Genomic DNA, 22,657 nt, shown 5'->3' on the forward strand with positions numbered 1-22,657 from the left:
TATGCCAGCTTTCTCAATAACCCCACCAATCCAGCTAGTTCACTACAGTTTATAAAGATACCCCGTGACTTGGGGTAAGCTTCAGTTACATATAGGTTAAAACCGTCTGTTTATGCTTTAAGCGCTTGCCAAGCGCCACTTAAATCCATACTATTTTGATAATTGTCTATAGAACTTAAAAATAAAGGCTCGCGAATGTTCAAAAAGCTCGCACTGCCACTTTTGTTTGTTTTTGCTCCTCTTACATTGCATGCACAAGATTTAGATGAGACAAATCCACAGGAACAAACGGCACAACAAAATACGCCTAATGGCTATATCGTTGATAACCTCTACTTGTTTATGCACTCAGGTCCGGGTACAAACTATCGCATTCTGGGCTCTATTGAAGCAGGCTCGCCTATCACAATAACGAATGAGCAAAGTAATGATTATGTACGTATAATCGATAATAAAGAGCGCAGTGGCTGGGTAGAGTCAAAGTTTGTAACAGCAGAGCCTGGCTTAAAGCAGCAGCTCAATGAGCTCTCGCAAGCATTGGACGTATCTCAAAATCAGTTAGCTGCATTACAAACTTCAATGCCACAGCTGCAAGGCGACTATGACTCTCTTGAATCACAAAATAGCGAGTTACAAAAAACCATCAAAGACTTAAACGCACAACTTGAGTTACAGGCCAAGAGTAACCAAAACAAGGTTGAACGCGAGCAGCATTTACTTTTAACTTATGGAGGAGGCATTGCACTAGGTGGTGTTCTTCTCGGCGTGATACTCACAATGTTGCTATCGCGAAGAAAGCGGTATGACGGCTGGAGCTAATTAAGAAAAAACCCACTTTAGCAGTAAAGTGGGTTTTTTCTTTACAACACAAGTATCAAAAGAGATAAAAAAAAGAACGCCCCGATGGAGAAGAAAATACTACCTGCATCAGCAAAGTATTTATCCAACAGTAACTCTTTTAACCTTGCATCTTCTAGGCTATTAAGCTTGTTTGAGAAAGAGGGTTTTGACAAGTTGCAAGCAAACGCTGCGGATTTTCCAATATCAAACCGATCTACCGATAGTTCACAATAAAAGCTCGGGTATGAAGAAGACAAATAGCGTTTAATTACCATTAATTTGTTATTACTTGCTCTTCGACAATATATGCCCCCTAAAAAACTACATAAAATTAAAAACAGATACCCCAAGTACCACCTCCTTGCCATTGACGATACCTGTTCCTATTTAAATAACAAAAAATGTAAAAAATCAAGCCTTAGTTTACAAAAATGACAGTTGTCTTAATCAAGACTCGACTCGCTTTTACTGGATAGACAACAACTCTACTTCAAAAACTAGCAAAGATCCGGCACCTATCTTTCCTGCAGCACGGTCACCGTATGCAAGATCAGGGTGAATAAATAATCTGAACTTATCGCCTTCAACCATAAGCTGCAGCGCTTCAGTCCAACCTGCAATGACTTGCTTAGGGCTAAAAGTGAGTGCCTCACCTCTTTCAACAGAGCTGTCAAATACAACACCACTTAATAAAGTGCCATGGTAATGTACGGTTACGGAGTCATTTAGCGTAGGAAAAGTTGTCCCATCCCCTTTGTGAATGATTTCATATTGCAGCCCACTTTGCGTTGTAACCACACCTTCTTTTGACCCATTTTTGGATAAAAATTCTTGAGCATCAATGCGGTTAATTTGCGCAACTTGCTTCTGTTTTTGATTGCCATTATAGATAAACCACGCCAACCCTAATGCTAAAACCGTTACAATAATACTTGTTATAGACATGCTACTTCCTATTCACTCTCTTCAACTGACTCTTTATCTTCACCGCTCACAACCTGGGCGATTTGCTCCAACCTAACCAGTGCTCTTTGGTTTATCGTTCCTTGAGGGTAAGTACCATTTTCCGCCTCACCTACTGGTACCTTCATGAGGAGTTCAAGCGCTTCATCAACACTTTTCACCGCGAAAATTTGAAATTTATTACTTCTAATTGCTTCTATTACTTCATCTTCAAGTACAAGGTTTATTAAATTTGAATGAGGAATAATGACCCCCTGTTTCGCAGTTAAACCTCGCATCTTACAAAGTTTGAAATACCCTTCTACTTTTTCATTTACCCCACCAACGGCTTGTACTTCCCCATGTTGATTGATGGAGCCTGTCAACGCCAATGATTGATCAATTGGGATCTGCGTAATTGCTGAAATAAGTCCGCACAACTCGGCAAGTGAAGCACTGTCTCCATCGATGTACCCATAGCTTTGTTCTATCGCAATGTTAGCACTTAGAGTTAAACTGAAATTTTGAGCATATTTATTGCCCAAGTATCCGGTTAACAACATTACGCCTTTTGAATGGATCGATTTACCGAGCTCCGCTTCACGTTCAACGTCAATCACGCCATCAGAGCCTGCATAAACGGTAGCTGTAATTCTGGCTGGATTACCAAATGAAGTATCACCAATGTGTAAAACCGTTAAACCATTTACCTTGCCTACCGCCTCTCCTTCTGTTGCGATGAGAGTATGACCTTCCTCAATATCGCTGAGCATGTTTTCGCTCAATTGCCCTGTACGGTATTGTTTGCCGAGCAATGCTTCGTTGATATGGTGCGCATCAATCTCATCAACCTGATCTTGTTTTGCATAATAACTTGCTTCAGCAACCAACTCTAAAACATCTGCAAATCGTGCTGATAATTTATTCTGATGCTCAGCCTGACGATAGCTAAACTTCAATAGGCGGGCTAATGCTTCAGCAGTTAAATTACATGAGAGCGTTTGCTCACAATAGTCTTGGACCTTTGACACGAACTGGTATTGGAGTCTGTCACTTGATGGCAGATAATAATCAAAGTCAGACAGCACCCTGAATAGTTCGCCAAATTCCTCATCATACTCACTGATGGTGTAATACAAATCTCTAGACCCAAGTAAGATGATTTTTACATCCATTGGGATCAGTTGCGGTTTGAGCGTAAAACTACTCCCAACGGAGCTGTCTTGATAGGGTAAATCATTCTTTATTTGGTGAGTTTTTAATGACAGTTTCAGTCCATCCCACACCTGTGGCGACGAAATTACTTTGTCGGCATCCATAATTAAATAGCCACCATTCGCTCTGTGCAACGCACCGGCTTGAATAGAACGATAGCTAGTGATTAGAGATCCTTGTGCACTCTCATACTCAATTTTACCAAAAATATTACCAAAAGTTGGATTCGGCTCGTACACAACTGGTGCTGGTGCGCCCTCTTTGTACTCAATTAATATGTTTGGTGCAAAAAAGTCTGTTAGCATGCCTTTGGCATCGAAATCATCTTTTTGTTCATCTGACGCGCTCGACTCATCATCGAGCCAATCTAATACGGCTTCGACGATTTCGACTCTCAGGTCTTTTAAGTATCGAATAACACCAATATGACTTGCATATTTGTGTTCTAACGCTTTAAGCAATGGTTTTGTAGCAAGCTCTATCGTGGTTTTTTTGAGTTTACGAAACTTCTCTGATGACTCTCTCTTCCAACGAGGTAATTCAATTAAAGCTTCGATCAGCCCATCCTCTAATGCGTCAATTGCATCATAAAAATGGGCTTGTGCCTTCTCTTCAAGCGCGGCAAATTCGGTGTCATCTAATTGCTTGCCATCAACGACGGGTGCAAAACTGACCACCCCATTTTCTTCCATCATGACAACGCTTTTTTCCATTGCCAATTGTTCAACAGCGGTCAAAGCCGCGTTATATTTATTGTCAAAATCCCTATCTATCGACTTTTTCTTACGCTGGTAACCCGGGTTATCAAATGCGGCAGGGAATGTATCAACAACCTCGTCTAAGAACGCATCTATATCATCTGCCAATTTGCGACTTTCACCTGGCTGCATAAACATAGTAATTGGTTCGCGGTGATCTTCGTAATTGTTGACGTAAAGCCATTCTTTTGGTGTTGGCTTTGATTTACTGTGGGCCTCGAGCTTTTCCTTGACCATAGTGAAGCGGCCCGTGGCTGCCTCACCCATCACAAATACATTGTACCCTGGCAAATCCATACCAAGCGCAAAATCAAGCGCACTCTGAGCACGTTGCTGGCCTATAAAAGGTAAAGACTCTGGATACGGGTTTTGCATACATGAGCGAATGTGTTGCAAAGAAACACTCGGTGCAAGTTGCTCCGAGAGAAGCGGCTTTATTGTCTTAGTCATTCCTGAATTCTTTATTGTTAATACCCGATTGAATCGAGTTATTAGGGGGTCAGCGCCTTACGAATAAAGCTATCGTGTCCACATTCACTACAAGCGGAGATTTCAAAGGCGTGATATATATCAACTTTATTGCCGCAATTCTTACATACTAATTGACCCAAAGCTATCCATTCGCCTTGTTTATAAACTCCATCGTGTTCAAAATCAGACATTAACGCCTGCCACTCAAGCTGAGTACGGTCCTCAAGGTAAGCCAACTCATATAAAACCGTTGCTTTGAACTCTTCCCACGCAACCCCTTCATAATGGTCTTGGTGCTCGGTGATATGCTCAAGGTCTCGTTTGAAGTAATGTCTGTAATCGTTGAGCTTATTTTGACCAAATTCTCGCCATTTCCCTTCCTCTTGAATAAAATTCTCCACCAGCTTTTTTAACTCGTGTTCTTTAATATCTTTCATCCATTTAGAAAAATCGCTAAGCCATTGTTTGTAATCAGCCATTGCGCCTCCTTATCAGCCGTATAAGTATTTTACTTATACAACTTGATGGGGTTGAATTTGGCGCTCTCTCAATGCCAAACATCTGCGTAAATCTACTCACCACCAAAGACAGGTTCATCAATAGTTTACGTTTGATACATTTATCGAGAACTTCACACTATACAAAGTATAGTTCAGTCACTCAAAAGAGCCATAATACCTACAGTGTGGCAATGCCAGTCACATGTATCATCAGTAAAACTGAGTTTCTGTTAAAAATCTCTCAATTACGCGTAAAATGACCATCATAAACTGTGATCAAAGCAAGTTTTCGGGTATGCTATTGGCCAATTTTTATTATTAGTTTGCAAGAAGTCTGGAAACGTCAATGCAAGAGCAATACAACCCACAAGAAATCGAACCCAAGGTTCAGTCCTATTGGGAAGAAAACAAAACATTTAAAGTAGTCGAAGACGAAAGCAAAGAAAAATACTACTGCTTATCTATGTTCCCATACCCAAGTGGTCGACTCCATATGGGTCACGTTCGTAACTATACAATCGGTGACGTAGTATCACGCTTCCAACGTTTGCAGGGTAAAAATGTGATGCAGCCTATGGGCTGGGATGCATTTGGTCTACCTGCTGAAAATGCAGCTATTAAAAACAATACTGCACCAGCAAAGTGGACTTACGAAAATATCGATTACATGCGTAACCAACTCAAGCAGCTCGGCTTTGGTTATGATTGGGATCGTGAAATTGCAACCTGCCACCCAGAATACTACAAATGGGAGCAATGGTTTTTCACTAAGCTTTATGAAAAGGGCTTAGTTTATAAGAAAATGTCTACTGTAAACTGGGATCCAGTTGACCAAACCGTACTGGCAAACGAACAGGTTATTGATGGCCGAGGCTGGCGTTCAGGTGCATTGGTAGAACAAAAAGAAATTCCACAGTGGTTCATTAAAATTACTGACTATGCGCAAGAGCTACTTGATGATCTTGATAAGTTAGATTACTGGCCTGAACAGGTTAAAACCATGCAGCGCAACTGGATTGGCCGCTCAGAAGGTTTAGAGATTGACTTCAAACGTGCCGACAATGGCGAAAGCTTTACGGTTTATACAACTCGCCCAGATACCTTTATGGGTGTTACCTATGTCGCTGTAGCCGCGGGTCACCCAATTGCGCTAGAAGCCGCACAAAACAACCCAGCGGCAGCTGAATTCGTTGAAGAGTGTAAAAACACAAAAGTTGCTGAAGCTGATCTTGCTACTATGGACAAGAAAGGAGTTGCAACGGGCTTTACTGCTATCCATCCATTAACAGGTCAAGAAGTTCCAATCTGGATCGCTAACTTTGTACTTATGGATTATGGTTCAGGCGCGGTAATGGCAGTCCCTGGACACGATCAACGCGACTACGAGTTTGCTTCAGCTTATGGCCTTGAGATTAAACAGGTAATCGCGCCTGTTGAGGGCACAGAAGAAGTTGCCGATCTAGAAAACGCTGCATTTACCGAAAAAGGTATTCTAATCAATTCTGGCGAGTTTGACGGCCTGGAATTCAAAGCAGCTTTCGATGCGATTGCAGATAAACTAGAGGGCATCGGCGCTGGTAAACGCACAGTTAACTTCCGCCTTCGCGATTGGGGTGTAAGTCGTCAGCGTTATTGGGGCTCCCCTATTCCAATGCTGAATAAAGAAGATGGTTCTGAGCTTGCGGCCACAGAAGAAATGCTTCCAGTTCGTTTACCTGAAGATGTTGTAATGGATGGTGTTACTTCACCAATCAAAGCAGATCCTGAGTGGGCAAAAGCAACAGTGAATGGTGAAACTGTATTCCATGAGACTGATACCTTTGACACCTTTATGGAATCATCTTGGTATTACGCTCGCTACTGCAGCCCACGTTATGACGAAGGGATGCTTGAACCGGGTGCCGCAAATTACTGGCTACCAGTTAACCAATACATCGGTGGTATCGAGCACGCGATCTTGCACTTACTATACGCACGTTTCTTCCACAAACTATTGCGTGACTTTGGATTAGTTAACTCTGACGAGCCATTTGAGCGATTACTGTGTCAAGGTATGGTGTTAGCTGATACTTATTATCGTAAAGATGAAAAAGGCGGCGATATTTGGATTTCACCGCTAGATGTAGAAACAGAAAAAGACGACAAAGGCCGAATTACCAAAGCTTGGCACAAAGACGATGGCGAACCAGTATTCTCTGCTGGTATGAGTAAGATGTCCAAGTCGAAGAATAATGGTATCGACCCTCAAACTGTAATTAAGCAGTATGGTGCTGATACCGTTCGCTTGTTTATGATGTTTACGGCACCACCAGAGCAAACACTTGAATGGTCTGATTCAGGTGTAGAAGGCGCGCAAAGATTCTTGCGTCGTATCTGGAAATATGCAGTAGATGTGAAAAACGCTGGTACAGCAGAACTAGACCTAGCAGCGTTGAATAGCAACCAAAAAGCGCTTCGTCGCGAAGTGCATAAAGCAATCGCGAAAGTGACTGATGACGTTGAGCGTCGTCAAACGTTTAACACAGCAATTGCTGCGGTTATGGAGCTTTCAAATAAACTGTCAAAAGCACCGCTTGAGAATGCTCAAGATATTGCACTGGCTAATGAAGCACTCAATGCTATCGTCATTATGCTTGCGCCAATCACGCCGCACATGTGTCATGAATTGTGGACTCAGCTTGGTCATGAAGGTGATGTGCTTGATGCATCTTGGCCAGTCGTTGACAAAAACGCCCTTGTTGAAGATGAAAAGCTCATTGTTGTGCAGGTTAATGGCAAATTGCGTGCGAAATTAACCGTTGCCGCTGACGCGACAAAAGAGCAAGTAGAAGCTCTGGCATTTGGCGAAGAAAACGTAACTAAATTCACGGATGGTAAAACAATCCGTAAAGTTATTTACGTACCAGGTAAACTACTTAACGTGGTTGCCAACTAATGGTCGCCTCTACTCCGCGAGGAATATTAGCAGCAAGCCTTCGCGGCTTGTCTGCTATTCGTATGCTGGGTAATCTGCGTAATGGACTAGCAATGTTGCTAGTCTGTTTCTTTATCACCGGGTGCGGTTTCCACCTCAAGCAGGCTTCATATCTGCCTGAGGATCTAAGAGCGCTCCAATTAACAGGTGATGATCAAAAGTCCGCGTTGTTTGAACAATTAAAATACGAGTTACAGCGCTCACAGGTTAAAGTCAATGAGGCTGACGGTCTTGCCCACTCTGGTGCTGCGCCGGAACTGCATTTATACAAAGATTCACTTAGCCGACAAACTCTAAGCTTATTTTCAAATGGACAGGTTGCTCAATACGAGTTGGCATATGTTGTGTCATATCGACTAACTAGGCCTAACCAAGAGCCATATGAGCAAAGCTTTGAGCTATATCGTAACTACCAAGACGACCCAAACAACTCGCTTGCAAAGTCAAAAGAACTCGAGATTATTTTGACTGAAATGCGCAAGCTTGCTACCAAACGAATCATTCGAGAATTGTCACAACTCTAATGCGCTGTTATGCAAATCAATTGGCAGGCCAACTCAAACAAGGCCTGCAACCATTCTATCTCATTTTAGGTGAAGAGCCTTTTCAAGAAGGAAACTGCGCTTTAAGCGTGCGACAAGCTGCAAAAAAGCAAGGTTTTGAAGAGGTGATCAAGTTCGCGATACTTCCTGGTTTTGACTGGCAAGAGCTCATTGCTCAATACAACAGCATGTCACTTTTCAGCGCCAAGACTCTAATCGAGCTGGATTTAAACCAGCAAAAGCCGCCTACTCAAGGCGTGGCAATTCTCAAAGAGATTGCCAATCACATCAATCCTGACGTCATTCTCGTTGTCAAAGGCAATAAAGCGAGTCAAGACATACAACGTACAGCCTGGTTTAAAGGGTTAGAAAAAAATGGATTGTTTGTCCCCTGTTACCCGCTAACCGGATACCACTTAGAGAAGTGGCTTGATGAAGAGTGTAAACGACTCAAAGTAAATTTAAAGCACGATGCGAAACGCAGTCTTTTGGCTGCCACAGAGGGGAATTTACTCGCTGCATCTCAAGAGCTTGAAAAGTTGTCATTACTCTATAAAGACAGCCTGATTGACCAGCAACAATTAATGAGCGGATTACTTAACCAAGCCAAGTTTGATATTTTCGATTTGAACGACGGCCTGTTAAAAGGGAATCCTGGGTACATTATTAAAATACTCAACAAACTTGCGACCGACAATGTGGAGCCGACAAGCGTAGCTTGGACACTACACAATCAAGCAAATACTTTGCTCAACATTAAGCGTGATCTCGTTTCTGGCCAACCCATTGGTTCCTTGTTCAAGAAACATAATATATGGAAAAACCAGCAGCAAGTTACACAACAAGCATTGGACCGCATTACGATTGCTCAATTAGAGAAGATAGTTACCCTGCTTGCTCAGTATGACTCTGCGTACAAACGCAATATGCTGGTTGCCCCTTATCAAAGCCTTGCTCATATCGCCCTAAATTTTTGTCAGTCGGTTCCTTTTCCTATGCCATACGAAGGCGCTTTTGAGGATCACCTGAACGGAGTAACTAGGTAATGATCGCAATATTTGGCGGCACTTTTGACCCTGTTCACCAAGGCCATTTAAATATGGCTAATCGTTGTGTAGAAGAGTTATCTCTCGACACCTTGCGATTTTTACCCAATGCAACACCGGTTCACAAGCAAGGCCCTAATATCAGTACCGCTCACCGCCTCGAAATGCTGCGTATTGCCATCGAATGTCATCCAAAGTTTGCTTTAGATGACAGAGAAATAAGGCGCACAGAACCCTCTTATTCGGTGCTCACGTTACAAGAATTACGAGAAGAATTTCCGTCTCAACCCATCGTATTCTTGATGGGGATGGATTCATTTAACAGCTTAGATAAATGGTACAAATGGCAAGAAATCACTCAACTTTGCCATATCGTAGTATATCGCCGTCCAGGAGATGCTTACAAAGCAACGCCTGCATTGGCAACCTTTTTGAAGGGCGCTAAAGTCCATTGTAGCTCCGAACTTAAGGCGCACATGTATGGAAAGTGCTACTTCCTAAAAGGAGAGCCATTCTCAGCGGCATCCAGCGAAATTAGACAGGCAGTAAAAGCTGGTCAAAATGTTGAACCTTGGCTGAACATCAGTGTCCTAAACTACATAAATAAAAACAAATTGTACGCAAAGTAGTCGCTAAATCGCCTTGGGAAATATAGAGAAAAGCGTGTTAGAATTACGCCCTTATTTATAAGTAAATGTAGCAAAGAGATTCTGATTTGAATTCAAAACAACTTTTAGACTTCGCCATTGATAAAGTCGATGATATGAAAGCCCGCGATATCGTTAAATTAGATGTACGTGAAACCTCTTCAATAACAGACTATTTAGTAATTTGTTCTGGTAATTCAAAGCGCCACGTTCAATCAATTGCAGAGCATGTTGCAAAAGAGGCTCGTCACGCAGGTGAAACGCCACTTGGCCACGAAGGACAAGACGCTGGTGAGTGGGTATTGGTCGATTTGGGTGATGTTGTTGTCCATGTTATGCAAGACCAAACACGTGATTTTTACGATCTAGAAAAACTTTGGGGCTAATGTGAAAATCCAGTTGATTGCTGTTGGCACCAAAATGCCTGCATGGGTAGAAACAGGCTTTAAAGAATATCAACGCCGCTTCCCAAAGGATATGCCCTTAGAGCTGATTGAGATAACAGCAGGAAAGCGCGGCAAAAATGCAGATATCAAACGTATTTTGCAACAAGAAGGCGAAAAAACCTTAGCGGCAATCCCCAAAGGAAATCGTATAGTTACGTTAGAAGTCACAGGTAAGCCATGGGATACACATCAACTGGCAAGTAACATGGAAAAATGGCAATTAGATGGGCGCGACGTCAGTTTACTGATAGGCGGACCTGAGGGCCTTGCACCAGAATGTATTGCAGCGGCTGAGCAAAAGTGGTCTTTGTCCAACCTAACTTTGCCGCACCCTTTGGTTAGAATTGTTGTAGCTGAAAGCCTTTACAGGGGCTGGAGCTTAAATAACAACCATCCATATCACAGAGAATAATAAAAATATGCTTAAAACGAGGCCAACGATCCGCGATCATAGCGCTGAGGCAAACCTTTTTGCGCGTCGAGCTTTTGTTGGCTTTGTTTTTGTTGTGATCCTCATCGGGATATTATTAAACAACATTTATAGCTTACAGGTCGAAAAACACGATACTTATCAAACTCGCTCCAATGACAACCGCATTAAGGTCATTCCAATAGCTCCGAATCGTGGGTTAATTTACGATAGAAATGGCGTTTTGCTTGCGGAAAATAGACCCGTTTATAACCTAGAAGTCATTCCTGAACAAGTTGATGATATTGAAGCATCGCTCGATCTTATTGGTAACATCATTGACGTGACTGACGCACAAAAAGCCGCTGTCATCAAAAGTAATCGTCGATCTAGGCGATTCAAAAGTCAGGTTTTAAAAGCGCGTTTAAATGAGGAAGAAGTCGCAATTTTTGCAGTTAACCAACACCGCTTTCCCGGTTTCAGTGTTGAAGCAAGACTTGCTCGTCACTACCCGTATGGTGATGCACTAACCCATGCACTGGGCTATGTTTCTCGTTTAAATAAAAAAGAACTCACAGAGCTAGAGTCACAAGGGCGCGACAAAAACTACCGTGCAACACATGACTATGGCAAGTTAGGTATAGAAAAGTTTTATGAGCAACGGCTGCATGGTCAAGTTGGCTCGCAGCGTGTTGAAGTAAACAACCGAGGGCGAATTATCCGCTCATTGAGTGTCGAGCAACCCAAGCCTGGACAAGATCTCGTACTTACATTAGATATTGGACTTCAAAAGATTGCCCAAGAGGTATTGCAAGGCGTACGTGGCGCCATCGTTGCAATGGACCCAAAAGACGGCGGTATACTCGCCCTCTACTCCAACCCAAGTTACGACCCGAACTTATTTGTCCATGGTATTAGCAGTAAAGATTACCGCGCCCTATTAAATCCTGATAGGCCATTAATAAATCGTGCCACGCAAGGCCGATACGCACCGGCTTCAACGGTTAAGCCACACCTCGCAATCTTAGCTTTAGAAGAAGACATTGTCACCGAGCAGACAAAAATTTGGGATCCGGGCTTTTTCCAGATCCCTAATGTCGATCACCGCTGGCGTGATTGGCTACGCTGGGGGCATGGGCATGTTGATGTCTACAAAGCCATAGAAGAATCATGTGATACCTTTTTTTACGAAACTGCATATCGCTTGGGTATCACCAAGATCAGTAATTTTATGAGCCAATTCGGGTTTGGGGATTTGTCAGGCATAGATATTCACGAAGAAACCCCTGCAATCATGCCCACCACAGAATGGAAACGACAGCGTTTTAATGAGTCTTGGTGGCCTGGAGATACGATATCTGTAGGTATAGGCCAAGGATATTGGACTGCAACGCCAATGCAAATCACGAATGCAGTTTCAATACTCGTCAATAAAGGCGTTCACAGACCACCACATCTTGTACAAGTTGCCAAACAAAACAGCGATGTGGAACAAATGTATACCGAAGAAAAGCCTCCTGTTGTGTTAAAAGACCCGCACAACTGGCAAATTGCGCTAGATGCCATGCACAATACGGTAAAAAAGACCACAGGTACCGCAAACAAAGCATTTAAAGGCGCAACTTATGATCCAGCAGGCAAAACGGGCACTGCGCAAATTGTCAGTATTGCGCAAGGAGAAAAATACGACGCCGAAAATTTAAAAGAAAAACATCGAGATAATGGTATCTATGTTGGTTTTGCACCATTTAATGACCCGCGTATTGTGGTTACGGTCATTGTTGAAAACCAAGGTGGTGGATCAGCTATTGCAGCCCCCATTGCCCGTAAACTCATGGATTACTATTTTGAAACTTACCCAAGTGACACGGAGGGTAAATGAACCAATTGAGAAAGCAGCGTTCATTTTGGCAAAGAATACACATAGACCTACCGCTACTGACTGCACTGTTGGTTATGATGATAGGCAGTTTAGCCGTTGTGTATAGCGCTAGCGGCCAAAACATGGATATGATGACGCGTCATGGTACACGCATGCTTGGTGCGGTTATTGCGCTGGTAGTCATGGCACAAGTATCCCCTAATACCTTAAAACGCTTGGTGATACCTCTCTATTTTATCGGCCTTGTTATGTTGATCGGGGTATTTTTCTTTGGTATCACCATCAATGGTGCCAAACGCTGGTTAGATATCGGCGTTACACGCTTTCAACCTTCCGAAATTATGAAACTTGGGGTGCCGATGATGGTCGCGTGGTATATCGGTCGACAACAGTTGCCACCAAAAATTCTACATCTAATTATCGGTTTCGCCATCGTGCTGGTTCCCACTATTTTAATTCAAAAACAACCTGACCTTGGTACTTCCCTACTGATTGCGAGCTCAGGGGTTTTTGTCTTGTTCTTATCTGGTTTAAGCTGGAAATTAATTGGCTCAGGTATATTGCTCGCAATACCTGGGGCCTTTGCAATGTGGCATTTCGTAATGCATGAATATCAAAAACAGCGTGTTTTGACCTTGCTAGACCCGGAGAGCGACCCGCTCGGTGCGGGTTATCATATTATTCAGTCCAAAATAGCCATTGGCTCAGGCGGTATTGAAGGCAAAGGCTGGCTTCAAGGCACTCAGTCACAGTTAGAATTTTTACCAGAACGTCATACTGATTTTATTTTCTCGGTATTGAGTGAGGAATTTGGCCTACTCGGTGTCGTCATGCTATTAAGTGTCTATTTATTCATTATTGGCCGAGGACTTTATATTGCAGTAAATGCCCAAGAGGCGTTCAGTAAGCTGCTTGCTGGCGCACTCACACTGACTTTTTTCGTCTATATTTTCGTTAACATAGGCATGGTGTCAGGATTGTTACCTGTGGTGGGAGTCCCTCTACCACTTGTCAGTTATGGTGGAACTTCCATGGTTACACTCATGGCTGGCTTCGGTATCATAATGGCCATTGCTACAGATAAAAGAATGTTATTAAAATAATGAAATCTATCCAATTAATTTCAATACTTGTCGTGCTTATTGTGTTGAGCGGATGCAGCAGTCGCTACCATACTCATCAAGACAAAGCTCCATTACGCGCACCAACAGAGCTGGAAATGCGCGATGCCAAAGTGACAAATGAAGCGAAAAGCGTCAGTGCAGGTCGCCCCTACACCGTCTTAGGTAAACATTACAAACCTATGTCCGATGAAAAAGGGTTTATCCAAGAAGGCACCGCATCTTGGTATGGCAGAAAGTTTCATGGTTACTACACTTCCAATGGTGAAACTTTCAATATGTTTGATATGACCGCAGCACACAAGACTTTACCGCTGCCAAGCTTTGTAAAAGTAACAAATCTAGAAAATAACCAATCTGTCATTGTAAGAGTCAATGACAGAGGGCCGTTTCACGATGACAGGATCATTGATTTGTCCTATGCCGCGGCCTACAAATTAGGGTATCACTTGCAAGGTACAGCGCAGGTTAAGATAGAGGCAATTACGATAGACAGAAAAACCCCTCGTCTGACCTATGTGCAAGTTGCCGCTGCGAGCAGTGAAAGTAACGTTCAGGCACTTGCTAATAAGTTAGCGAGTCAATTTGAACTTGGAACGCCAATCGCCTATGAAGATAATCTCTACAAATTGCGACTTGGACCGATTTTAGATGACCAAAAGGCGCAAAAAGTGCTAAAAACCTTACAAGAGGGTGAATTTAATAAAGCTTTCTTGCTTTACACTGAGCAGGAACTTTAGAATAACCTTAAATCGATTAAATAGTTCTTGTTCATACAATCAGACAGGTCAACTTACTATAGACAAAGTCTTGAACAAGAAAGAAATCAACTGTTCAGTCAAATTAATGAGAACTGAGCAGAACAAATTAGAAAAGCGAGCATGATGACAGTATTTAAACCAAAAGTTGTTAAAAAAATCCTTGGTGTTGTGTGTTCTTTGTCACTGTTTTCAGCAAGTGCACAGATCATTCCATCCCCACCTCAAATTAATGCAAAAGGTTACTTCCTTGTTGACTTTACAACAGGCAAAGTCATTGCAGAAGGCGAAGCGGATACAAAATTACTACCTGCTAGCTTAACCAAAATGATGACGAGCTATGTAATTGGCACAGAAATTTTAGCTGGTAATATAGCGCCTACCGATATGGTAACCATCAGTGAAAACGCATGGGCTAAAAACTTTCCTGAGTCATCTAAAATGTTTATCGAGGTTGGTAAAAAAGTCAGCGTTGATGACCTAAACCACGGAATCATTATTCAGTCAGGTAATGACGCGTGTGTTGCGATGGCAGAGCATATCGCAGGTAGTGAGAGCGCTTTTGCAGATTTGATGAATGCCCATGCTGAAAAGTTGGGTATGACCAATAGCTTCTTCGTAAATAGCCATGGCCTTGACGCACCAGAGCAGTTTACAACTCCACGTGATATGGCCACATTGGGCGCAGCATTGATTAGAGATGTGCCTGACGAATACGCCCTTTACAAGCAGAAGTCTTTTACATTTAACGGTATCAAGCAATACAACCGTAATTCTTTGTTGTGGGATGCGAGTTTAGATGTGGATGGCATCAAAACAGGACATACAGCAGAAGCGGGATACAGCCTAGTTACTTCGGCAACTAAAGGTGATATGCGCTTAATAGCTGTAATTATGGGCACATCTAGCGAACGTGCTAGGAAAGTTGAGAGTAAAAAACTACTTAACTATGGTTTTAGATTTTTCGAAACAATTACACCTTACAAAGCCGGTGACAGCTTCGCAGACCAACAAATTTGGATGGGAAATAAAAAGACTGTTTCACTTGGCATCATGGAAGACACCCCGATCACGATTCCTCGCGGTCAACGTAAAAACCTTAAAGCGCACTTTGAACTCGATCAGACACTCACTGCTCCACTAGAGAAAGGCAGCAAGGTGGGCACTTTATTCCTTCAACTTGAAGGCGAAGATATTGCACAATATCCGCTAGTAACACTAGAAGAAATTGAAGAAGGCAGCTTCTTTAGCCGCATATACGACTACTTACGTTTACAGATCATGCAATAACCCTGAACTGAGTAAGTATATAAACACATGACGCCTCTTCTAGAGGCGTTTTTTTTTGCTGCAAAAATGATAGAATGCCCGCCATTATTAAGGTGATGATACCTAAGTGAAAACGATTCACATTACATAATCATTGCTTAGTATCTGTAGTGAGGAAACCGTCGTGGTAAAACCTGTTAAAAACACTAAGTTTGATGAGTACTTAGAATTTCCATGCCCATTTACTTTCAAAGTAATGGGACTAGCTAATGTAAACCTTACGGATCAAATTCTTGCAAAACTGCAAACAATTGCACCTGGAGATTACGCGCCAAAGGTCAAACCAAGCAGTAAAGGCACTTATGAATCGGTAACATTAGTTGCAACCGTGACATCGAAAGAGCACATTGAGCAAATTTACACTGAACTTGGCAGTATAGAAGCTGTACGTTACGTACTGTAGTTAGTGAAGGAAGTCCATGAGCAACCATAGCGTCATCATTCGCCAGTTGGGGCGTCAGAGTTATGAGCCTATTTGGCAGAAAATGCAGGCTTTCACAGATCAACGTGATGAGTCTGATGCCGATGAGATCTGGCTAGTAGAACACGAGCCCGTATTTACCCAAGGACAAGCTGGAAAATCGGAGCATGTTTTAGCTCCTGGCGATATTCCAGTCGTTAAAGTCGACCGCGGTGGGCAAGTCACCTACCACGGTCCAGGACAACAGATGATGTACGTTCTATTTAATTTGCGTCGTTTAAAAATAGGGGTTCGTGAGCTTGTCACTTGGCTCGAAGAAACCATTATTGACGCATTGCAAGAATACAATATCAAAGCCTATGCTAAACCAGATGCTCCAGGTGTTTATGTCGATGATTGTAAAGTTGCTTCACTGGGTCTAAGAGTAAGAAGAGGCTGCTCATTTCATGGGCTAGCACTAAACGTGAATATGGACCTGAGCCCATTTCTACGCATTAACCCATGTGGTTACGCGGGAATGCAAATGGTCCAAACGAGCGAAATAAATGGCCCTGCCTCGCTAGATCAAGCAGGTCAAGGGCTAATAAAACATATGCTCAAGCGACTTAACGCAGAGCATGTTGTTCACACTGAAGGGTTTGAGAACGAATGAGTAAGCCAGTCAAAATGGAACCGGGTGTAAAGCTGCGTGATGCCGAAAAAATGGCATTAATCCCGGTAAAAGTCCTACCAACAGAACGCGAGCAAATGCTACGTAAGCCTGAATGGCTTAAGATTCGTCTGCCAAAATCAAGCGAGCGAATTGAGGGGATTAAAAGCGCCATGAGAAAACATGGCCTCCATTCAGTATGTGAAGAAGCATCTTGCCCTAACTTATCCGAGTGCTTTAACCACGGTACTGCCACTTTTATGATTCTTGGTGCTATTTGTACTCGTCGCTGTCCATTCTGTGATGTTGCACATGGGCGACCGTTGAAGCCAGACGCCGCTGAACCAGAAAAGCTAGCGCTAACAATTAAAGACATGAAACTCAAATATGTGGTTATCACCTCAGTTGACCGAGATGATCTACGAGATGGCGGTGCACAGCACTTTGCAGATTGCATCCGTGAAATCCGCAAACATAATCCAGGTATCACCATCGAAATCTTGGTGCCAGATTTTCGTGGTCGTATGGATCGCGCTCTTGAGATCTTGACTGAAACTCCACCAGATGTCTTTAATCACAACCTAGAAACTGCACCAAGGCTGTACAAACTTGCCCGTCCAGGTGCAGATTATAAATGGTCTCTGGAATTACTGCGTCGCTTTAAAGAAGCGCACCCTGAAGTGAAAACTAAATCAGGGTTGATGGTAGGCTTAGGCGAGGAGATTTCAGAGATTGAGGAAGTGCTGCGTGATTTACGTGAACACAACGTTGACATGCTTACAGTAGGCCAATACCTTGCCCCTTCTAAGCACCATTTGCCAGTAAAACGTTACGTACCACCAGCTGAGTTTGACGCGCTTAAAGATTACGCAGACGAAATCGGATTTTCACATGCTGCGTGTGGACCATTCGTCCGCTCTAGCTATCATGCTGACCAACAAGCTGCAGGTAAAGAAGTTGTGAGTTACAACGTTAAGCGCGACTAAACAACGCTATTTTGTACTACAACGATATTTTGTACTGTAAGGAAGAGTAAAGATGTCGCAAGGAATACCTAAAATTAGTGAATTTCCTTGTGACGATCGTTATTGGAGGGTCGATTGGTTTGGCGCTATTGAACGCAACCCAAACGTGCCCTCCGAACCTTTCTTACAAATCGTAATAAGCCCTCTCATTCAAAATGAAAGCATAGACTCCACCGCTAAACATCTCGCTTCCACTCATGTCACAAATTATGATGACCAAACAGTTATAAAAATTGGTGTTGGACAGCTTCCATTTATATCTATCGGTTCGATCTGGCTAAATGGCCAATGCCAAGCAGCCAAGGCTGGTCAAACGAAGCTTTTACATAATCTTCATATCACCGAACATACCGCTCAATCCATCCCTGGTAATCATAAAGTTGAGGATAAAAACCTCATACCGTACGAATCTTATCGTACGGGGAAAGGGTTTATGGCTAACCTTATAGCCATAGAACATGATAAAGACCCCTTTGGAATACTCGTTCCTGTTATGGAGTTAATCCGTTTCTATTACGCCGTTTCGACAGATATGGCGCACATTGTTTTTTCTGGCGATTTAAAACATCAGCCTCAGATTGTGCTTAATACAAAAAAGTGTGGCTTTGATGAGGGAGAGAGACGCTGCATACTACATCTAAGGCAACACCTGTCGGACGAAGATGGTTGGGTCATTGGCAGAGCACTCTCATGTAAAGAAGCTTGGGAAGGCTTTACGCTGCCACATGACACTATAATGAAACACTCATTGAATACAAAGTTTCTTCATCCCCAAAGTGCGTTTCCATTTTCAGGTTCAAGTAACCTAAAAGTCAGAGGTAAGTTCATTCCTGCTAAAGATGAAATTTCAAAAAATGGCTGGCGATATCTAGTATTGGCCATAGAGCACTGTACAGCGCCATTTCCTTTTGAGCACCTGACGGCTGATAGAGACAATAACAATAATCAGGGCGAGGGAGAAAATGAAATCAATGGTGGTGATAAGAAACCAGCGTTTCCTAAGCCTAAGCATAAAACGTCAAATGCTGATAAGCCTTTTCAAAGTCAAAATGAGCCAAATAAAAATAAAACCAATGAACATGTACTCTTACCAACCGACCGATTTGGCGCAATCATGGGCAAAAAAGTCGATAGACCTAAAAAAGATCAATGTCGCTACATAAGCGCACTACGCTATGCGCCAAAAGAAGATGAACCAAAGCAGCTTGGCACTGGACAAGGTGATTCTGGTGATCTAAAGACTGGCCGTGGACACGCAAAACCAATCCGCACACGTCGTCAAGCCCTTCCTGCCAGCTTTGAAACATTTGAAGAGGCGATCCAGCTACTCACTCAAGTCGAGGGCGTAAAAGCCCGTCTACGGCCCATAGAAGAAGCCATTGAGTTTATCCCGCTCACAAAACCTGCCGATAAAAGGCAATGGTCGTACTTAGACTCAAACTCATACTGCCGACGACAAGTAATTATTGCTGACATTCACTATCAAAACCGATGGTATACGCTGATTGAGTTTGAGATGCGTAACAAAGAAAATCGCAGTGTTGCATTAGTTAATGCCGAGAACTTCGAGTATTGCTCTAACCAGAGAATGAACAATTTACTGCATCAGCTTGCAATAAAAAAAGGGATCTGGTTAAACATCCCCTCAATTCCTAACATAACAATTAAAACCATGAAACATACATGGTCAACACCATTAGATTTTAAGAGCTCTATCTTTGATAGGCTTTGAATGTAGACGGGGAAAGAAAAACAGGACTGGCATAAATACACGAAACGTAAGTCAAGGCTGGCTATTATCCTAACCAGCCTGCACATCAGCTTTGATTAAAGCACACTAGCTTCATCTGAGTGATTCGGCTTTACTTCACAGATCACCATTGTCAGCAAAGTTCCACAGCAGAACGCCCATGCTTTTGAAAATAGGGCTATACTAGTCTTTGATTACTTTGTTTTTTATATTTTGAGCCTGTACGAAATGGTCTCACAACGCCTCGTAGTCCGTAGAAGGCCAATCCTTGCTTTTTAACCGATTCACACTTAGTTCTCCAGCAAAATGTAAGGCTTGACCAAAGCTCCTGACAAACTCCAAAAGCTCTATTATGAAGTCATCACTTAATTTTCATCCAATACAATGAAACAAATGATAATTTTGTGTAACATAAAGATGAATTTAATAATACAAGTGATCGTTATGGCAATTTTACTCCGTCAAGTTGTGATCCATGAGTTAGTCAAGGAGCAACATGAACCTATTCAACCTTCAAATGTGAAAAAGAAAACTCTACCTGCAGATAATCCAACTATCCAAAAGCTTGTGGAGGGCATTGTTGACCTTTACGGGAAAAAGAACAATAGTGCTCAATATGGTGTTTTTGAAACAGGAGATGCGCGTGGAAACTTTCCAGATGCATTTGAAGGTTACAAAGGTGCCGAAGAAAATGAAGATAATTTTATTGAAGCAACGAAAGTGGCGATGACGCAGCTTTATCTCAAGGCTGCTGACAAGCCAACAGCTAGCGGTGGTTATATTTTATTTGCCGACTATGTGCAGAATGATGTTCGTTACTTCTTGTCAGCGATGGTTAAGCAAAAACCAGGTTACAAAATAACCGGCGCACTGAAAGTTGAGGACTTAGAATATATTGATTTAAGTAGGTTACACCAGGCTGCCAAGGTAAATTTTGCTAAGTATGAAGAGTTTGCAGCAGCAGATGAAGTTGAACAGTTAGATATCAACTATTTGAGCTTTGTTAGCCCTCAAAACAATAAGGCGACAGCTGGTTACTTTATTACTGCGTTTGGGTGTAAGGCGGGCGCCCCTTCTGCCAAGGCAACTGAAGCCGTAGTGAAGGAAAGTGTAGCATTTTTTAATGCAAACGATACGCTGTCGGAGCATTCGGCTGAGCTGAGTAAGAAGTTGTATGAATACCTAGATAATAAGCAAGGGGAAAATCAACCTGCAAAATTATCAGAGATTGAGCATATTGCGCGGGAATTCTTTTCTGCAGATGAAGCCGATAACTTAGCTGAAGAGCTTGTGGCACACCTTAACAGTGATGAGATAGGTGTGCCAAGCGAGTTCTCGGTTAACAAGACGCGGCTACACAAGATGACGCACATAGTGTATAAAGGCGATGATTTTCAGCTGACACTAGATAAAGATGATATTGGTCAGGACGCTGGCTCCAGATTTTACTATGATGGTAATAGGCTGGTTATTAATGAGTTGCCTGATGAGTTTAAAGATATGTTAGACGAGCATTTTGGGTAGGAGAGATAACGTGACACTGGATAATGTGGTCGCCATATACAGGGCTTTGGGATGCCCTGACATACAAAAACGCCAGTTTTTTTCTGGGGAATTTGTGGCGACTGAAGAAACCAGTGTAGCCTTTGATGCACTGCTTAGCAATGAAGGGGGTGGGCCCGCTCGCGTAACTGAGGCAGATTGTGATGGCGTTAACTTAATACTTAACAAGCATGACATTACAGTCGGTTCAAAAATTACGGCTAAGATTAGGTTAGCGGGAAACAGCCTTGAAAAATTTTACGCCTCCTATGGTGACTTTTTATCTTCCTCTTCCATCAAGCAAGGTAAGGTACCTGCTAACTTTTATATCATTGAAGGCGATGACTTCTTCAGTTCCGAAGGTAATATAGATAATGAAGCGCGCTTAGAACAGTTTAATGCATTATGTGAGGTTATACGCGGCTTGCAGGAGCTTGCTCATTATCATGATAAAGATGTTGTTGATGCTCAAAACAAGCTGGTGTTCCTAAGCGCTGAAGAAAATAAATCATGTCCAGTGGTCTTAGATATTTGCTTAAGGGAAGAGATGTTGACTGCTGATTTATCGGATATCAGTGTTTTGACATCTTTATTGAGTGATGAAGCGAAGCTGGAAGCGCATTATGAGCCAAGAAAAAGTATTTTTTATTCTTCACTTGTTGAGTTTGTTGCAGGGTTTTCCCCCGAAGTCGCGTTTTGTAAGCTGGTTGAGAACTGGCCGGATTTTACTGACGTTTATCAAAAAAATCATAGCACTTACCTGAGTGGCTTTGCTTTTCATAAAGCAAAGAAAGAGGTCGCGGAATCTGAGATTAAGCTCGCAGAGCAGCTTTCTAAAGTAACAAGTGAGCTGACTGGAAAGCTATTTTCAATCCCAGTGTCGGTTGCAGCTATTGTTGCAATGTTTCATAAAGACAGCTCGCTGGTTACTAATATGCTTGTTGTATTAGGTTTGGTGCTGACTGCCATACTGATTGTAGGGGTAGTGATTAACCAAAGGAATCAGCTGGAATCTGTAAAGCAAGCTAAAGAGATTGTTGAGCAATCGATTGAAGGTAAGAAGAGCAGCTACCCTGATGAGTTAAATGACCATATTGATAAAATGTCTAGACGGTTAGTTGACAATATTGCAACTGCTGGGCGATGGTTGTTTGTATTTCGTACGTTGGCTTGGGTGCCAGCGTTAATTGCGGTGGTGGTGTTTTACGCACAATACTCTAACGGTGCATTGATTCAGAATACGATTCGTTCTTACGGGATTCTTAGCTCTCTGGTGAAGACATTCTGGTCATGGGCTGTTTCTTTGCTGTGATTAGGAATATAGTTCATATTAAAACTCTAGGAGAGAAACTTATACATGGCATTTTTTGAATAAGGCATAGACTAATGT

The 22,657-nt window shown here is 42.5% G+C and carries 21 protein-coding genes; 18 read left to right on the forward strand and 3 right to left on the reverse strand.

The genetic code is table 11. The annotated features are described in order from the left end of the window. Window positions 1–195 precede the first annotated feature (195 nt). Together N475_RS04985 and N475_RS25350 are read left to right on the forward strand one after the other, a co-directional pair. A complete protein-coding gene (locus tag N475_RS04985; RefSeq protein WP_063364773.1) occupies window positions 196–819 on the forward strand; it encodes a TIGR04211 family SH3 domain-containing protein in 624 nt (207 codons plus the stop codon). Window positions 820–903: 84 nt separating this feature from the next. Next, complete coding sequence (locus N475_RS25350; RefSeq protein ID WP_155730815.1) at window positions 904–1,074, forward strand: hypothetical protein; 171 nt, start codon at window positions 904–906, stop codon at window positions 1,072–1,074. A 231-nt stretch (window positions 1,075–1,305) separates the two neighbouring features. Here the strand turns inward: N475_RS25350 and N475_RS04990 are convergent, their stop codons facing one another. From N475_RS04990 to N475_RS05000, 3 genes are read right to left on the reverse strand one after another with little or no spacing between them, the layout of a single operon-like run. Next, window positions 1,306–1,785: an FKBP-type peptidyl-prolyl cis-trans isomerase gene (locus N475_RS04990; RefSeq protein ID WP_063355375.1), complete on the reverse strand. Its 480-nt coding sequence runs from the start codon at window positions 1,783–1,785 to the stop codon at window positions 1,306–1,308. Window positions 1,786–1,793: 8 nt separating this feature from the next. Then, complete coding sequence (locus N475_RS04995) at window positions 1,794–4,205, reverse strand: Lon protease family protein (protein WP_063355374.1); 2,412 nt, start codon at window positions 4,203–4,205, stop codon at window positions 1,794–1,796. Between the two features lie 41 nt (window positions 4,206–4,246). Next, window positions 4,247–4,705 (reverse strand): zinc ribbon-containing protein, encoded by a 459-nt coding sequence (locus tag N475_RS05000; RefSeq protein ID WP_063355373.1) that lies wholly within the window; start codon window positions 4,703–4,705, stop codon window positions 4,247–4,249. 367 nt (window positions 4,706–5,072) lie between these two features. Here N475_RS05000 and leuS point away from each other — a divergent pair, with 367 nt between their 5' ends. The 16 genes from leuS to N475_RS05080 all read left to right on the forward strand — a co-directional run bounded on the left by leuS (window position 5,073) and on the right by N475_RS05080 (window position 22,579). Continuing rightward, a complete protein-coding gene (gene leuS / locus N475_RS05005; protein WP_063364774.1) occupies window positions 5,073–7,661 on the forward strand; it encodes a leucine--tRNA ligase in 2,589 nt (862 codons plus the stop codon). A gap of 62 nt (window positions 7,662–7,723) precedes the next feature. Further along, complete coding sequence (locus N475_RS05010) at window positions 7,724–8,224, forward strand: LPS-assembly lipoprotein LptE (RefSeq protein ID WP_063355453.1); 501 nt, start codon at window positions 7,724–7,726, stop codon at window positions 8,222–8,224. Continuing rightward, the gene (gene holA / locus N475_RS05015; RefSeq protein ID WP_063364775.1) at window positions 8,224–9,288 is read left to right on the forward strand and encodes a DNA polymerase III subunit delta; all 1,065 of its coding nucleotides are present in this window, start codon (window positions 8,224–8,226) and stop codon (window positions 9,286–9,288) included. The genes N475_RS05010 and holA overlap by 1 nt, the downstream gene beginning before the upstream one ends. Continuing rightward, on the forward strand, window positions 9,288–9,917 hold the full coding sequence (gene nadD / locus N475_RS05020; protein ID WP_063364776.1) for a nicotinate-nucleotide adenylyltransferase: 630 nt from the start codon (window positions 9,288–9,290) through the stop codon (window positions 9,915–9,917). Before holA ends, nadD begins: the two co-directional genes overlap by 1 nt. An 86-nt stretch (window positions 9,918–10,003) precedes the next feature. After that, window positions 10,004–10,321, forward strand: coding sequence for a ribosome silencing factor (gene rsfS, locus N475_RS05025; RefSeq protein WP_063355369.1), 318 nt, complete (start codon window positions 10,004–10,006; stop codon window positions 10,319–10,321). Window position 10,322: 1 nt separating this feature from the next. Continuing rightward, complete coding sequence (rlmH, locus tag N475_RS05030; RefSeq protein WP_063355368.1) at window positions 10,323–10,793, forward strand: 23S rRNA (pseudouridine(1915)-N(3))-methyltransferase RlmH; 471 nt, start codon at window positions 10,323–10,325, stop codon at window positions 10,791–10,793. Window positions 10,794–10,800: 7 nt separating this feature from the next. Beyond that, complete coding sequence (mrdA, locus tag N475_RS05035) at window positions 10,801–12,672, forward strand: penicillin-binding protein 2 (protein ID WP_063355367.1); 1,872 nt, start codon at window positions 10,801–10,803, stop codon at window positions 12,670–12,672. Then, entirely contained in the window at window positions 12,669–13,775 is a 1,107-nt protein-coding gene (gene rodA / locus N475_RS05040) for a rod shape-determining protein RodA (RefSeq protein WP_063355366.1), read from the forward strand. The genes mrdA and rodA overlap by 4 nt, the downstream gene beginning before the upstream one ends. Continuing rightward, on the forward strand, window positions 13,775–14,533 hold the full coding sequence (locus tag N475_RS05045; protein WP_063355365.1) for a septal ring lytic transglycosylase RlpA family protein: 759 nt from the start codon (window positions 13,775–13,777) through the stop codon (window positions 14,531–14,533). The genes rodA and N475_RS05045 overlap by 1 nt, the downstream gene beginning before the upstream one ends. A 144-nt stretch (window positions 14,534–14,677) precedes the next feature. Continuing rightward, complete coding sequence (locus tag N475_RS05050; RefSeq protein ID WP_063355364.1) at window positions 14,678–15,841, forward strand: serine hydrolase; 1,164 nt, start codon at window positions 14,678–14,680, stop codon at window positions 15,839–15,841. A 163-nt stretch (window positions 15,842–16,004) separates the two neighbouring features. Continuing rightward, entirely contained in the window at window positions 16,005–16,283 is a 279-nt protein-coding gene (ybeD, locus tag N475_RS05055) for a DUF493 family protein YbeD (RefSeq protein ID WP_063355363.1), read from the forward strand. Between the two features lie 16 nt (window positions 16,284–16,299). Further along, window positions 16,300–16,953: a lipoyl(octanoyl) transferase LipB gene (gene lipB, locus N475_RS05060; protein ID WP_063355362.1), complete on the forward strand. Its 654-nt coding sequence runs from the start codon at window positions 16,300–16,302 to the stop codon at window positions 16,951–16,953. Further along, the gene (lipA, locus tag N475_RS05065; protein WP_063364777.1) at window positions 16,950–17,936 is read left to right on the forward strand and encodes a lipoyl synthase; all 987 of its coding nucleotides are present in this window, start codon (window positions 16,950–16,952) and stop codon (window positions 17,934–17,936) included. The genes lipB and lipA overlap by 4 nt, the downstream gene beginning before the upstream one ends. A gap of 52 nt (window positions 17,937–17,988) precedes the next feature. Continuing rightward, window positions 17,989–19,707 (forward strand): Tn7-like element transposition protein TnsE, encoded by a 1,719-nt coding sequence (locus N475_RS05070; protein WP_063364778.1) that lies wholly within the window; start codon window positions 17,989–17,991, stop codon window positions 19,705–19,707. Between the two features lie 462 nt (window positions 19,708–20,169). Then, window positions 20,170–21,249 carry a nucleoid-associated protein gene (locus N475_RS05075; protein ID WP_063364779.1) on the forward strand — a complete coding sequence of 360 codons (1,080 nt, stop codon included), beginning with the start codon at window positions 20,170–20,172 and terminating at the stop codon, window positions 21,247–21,249. A 10-nt stretch (window positions 21,250–21,259) separates the two neighbouring features. Next, window positions 21,260–22,579 carry a hypothetical protein gene (locus tag N475_RS05080; RefSeq protein ID WP_063364780.1) on the forward strand — a complete coding sequence of 440 codons (1,320 nt, stop codon included), beginning with the start codon at window positions 21,260–21,262 and terminating at the stop codon, window positions 22,577–22,579. Window positions 22,580–22,657: the final 78 nt, after the last annotated feature.

Source organism: Pseudoalteromonas luteoviolacea DSM 6061 (assembly GCF_001625655.1).
Classification (GTDB): Bacteria; Pseudomonadota; Gammaproteobacteria; order Enterobacterales; family Alteromonadaceae; genus Pseudoalteromonas; species Pseudoalteromonas luteoviolacea.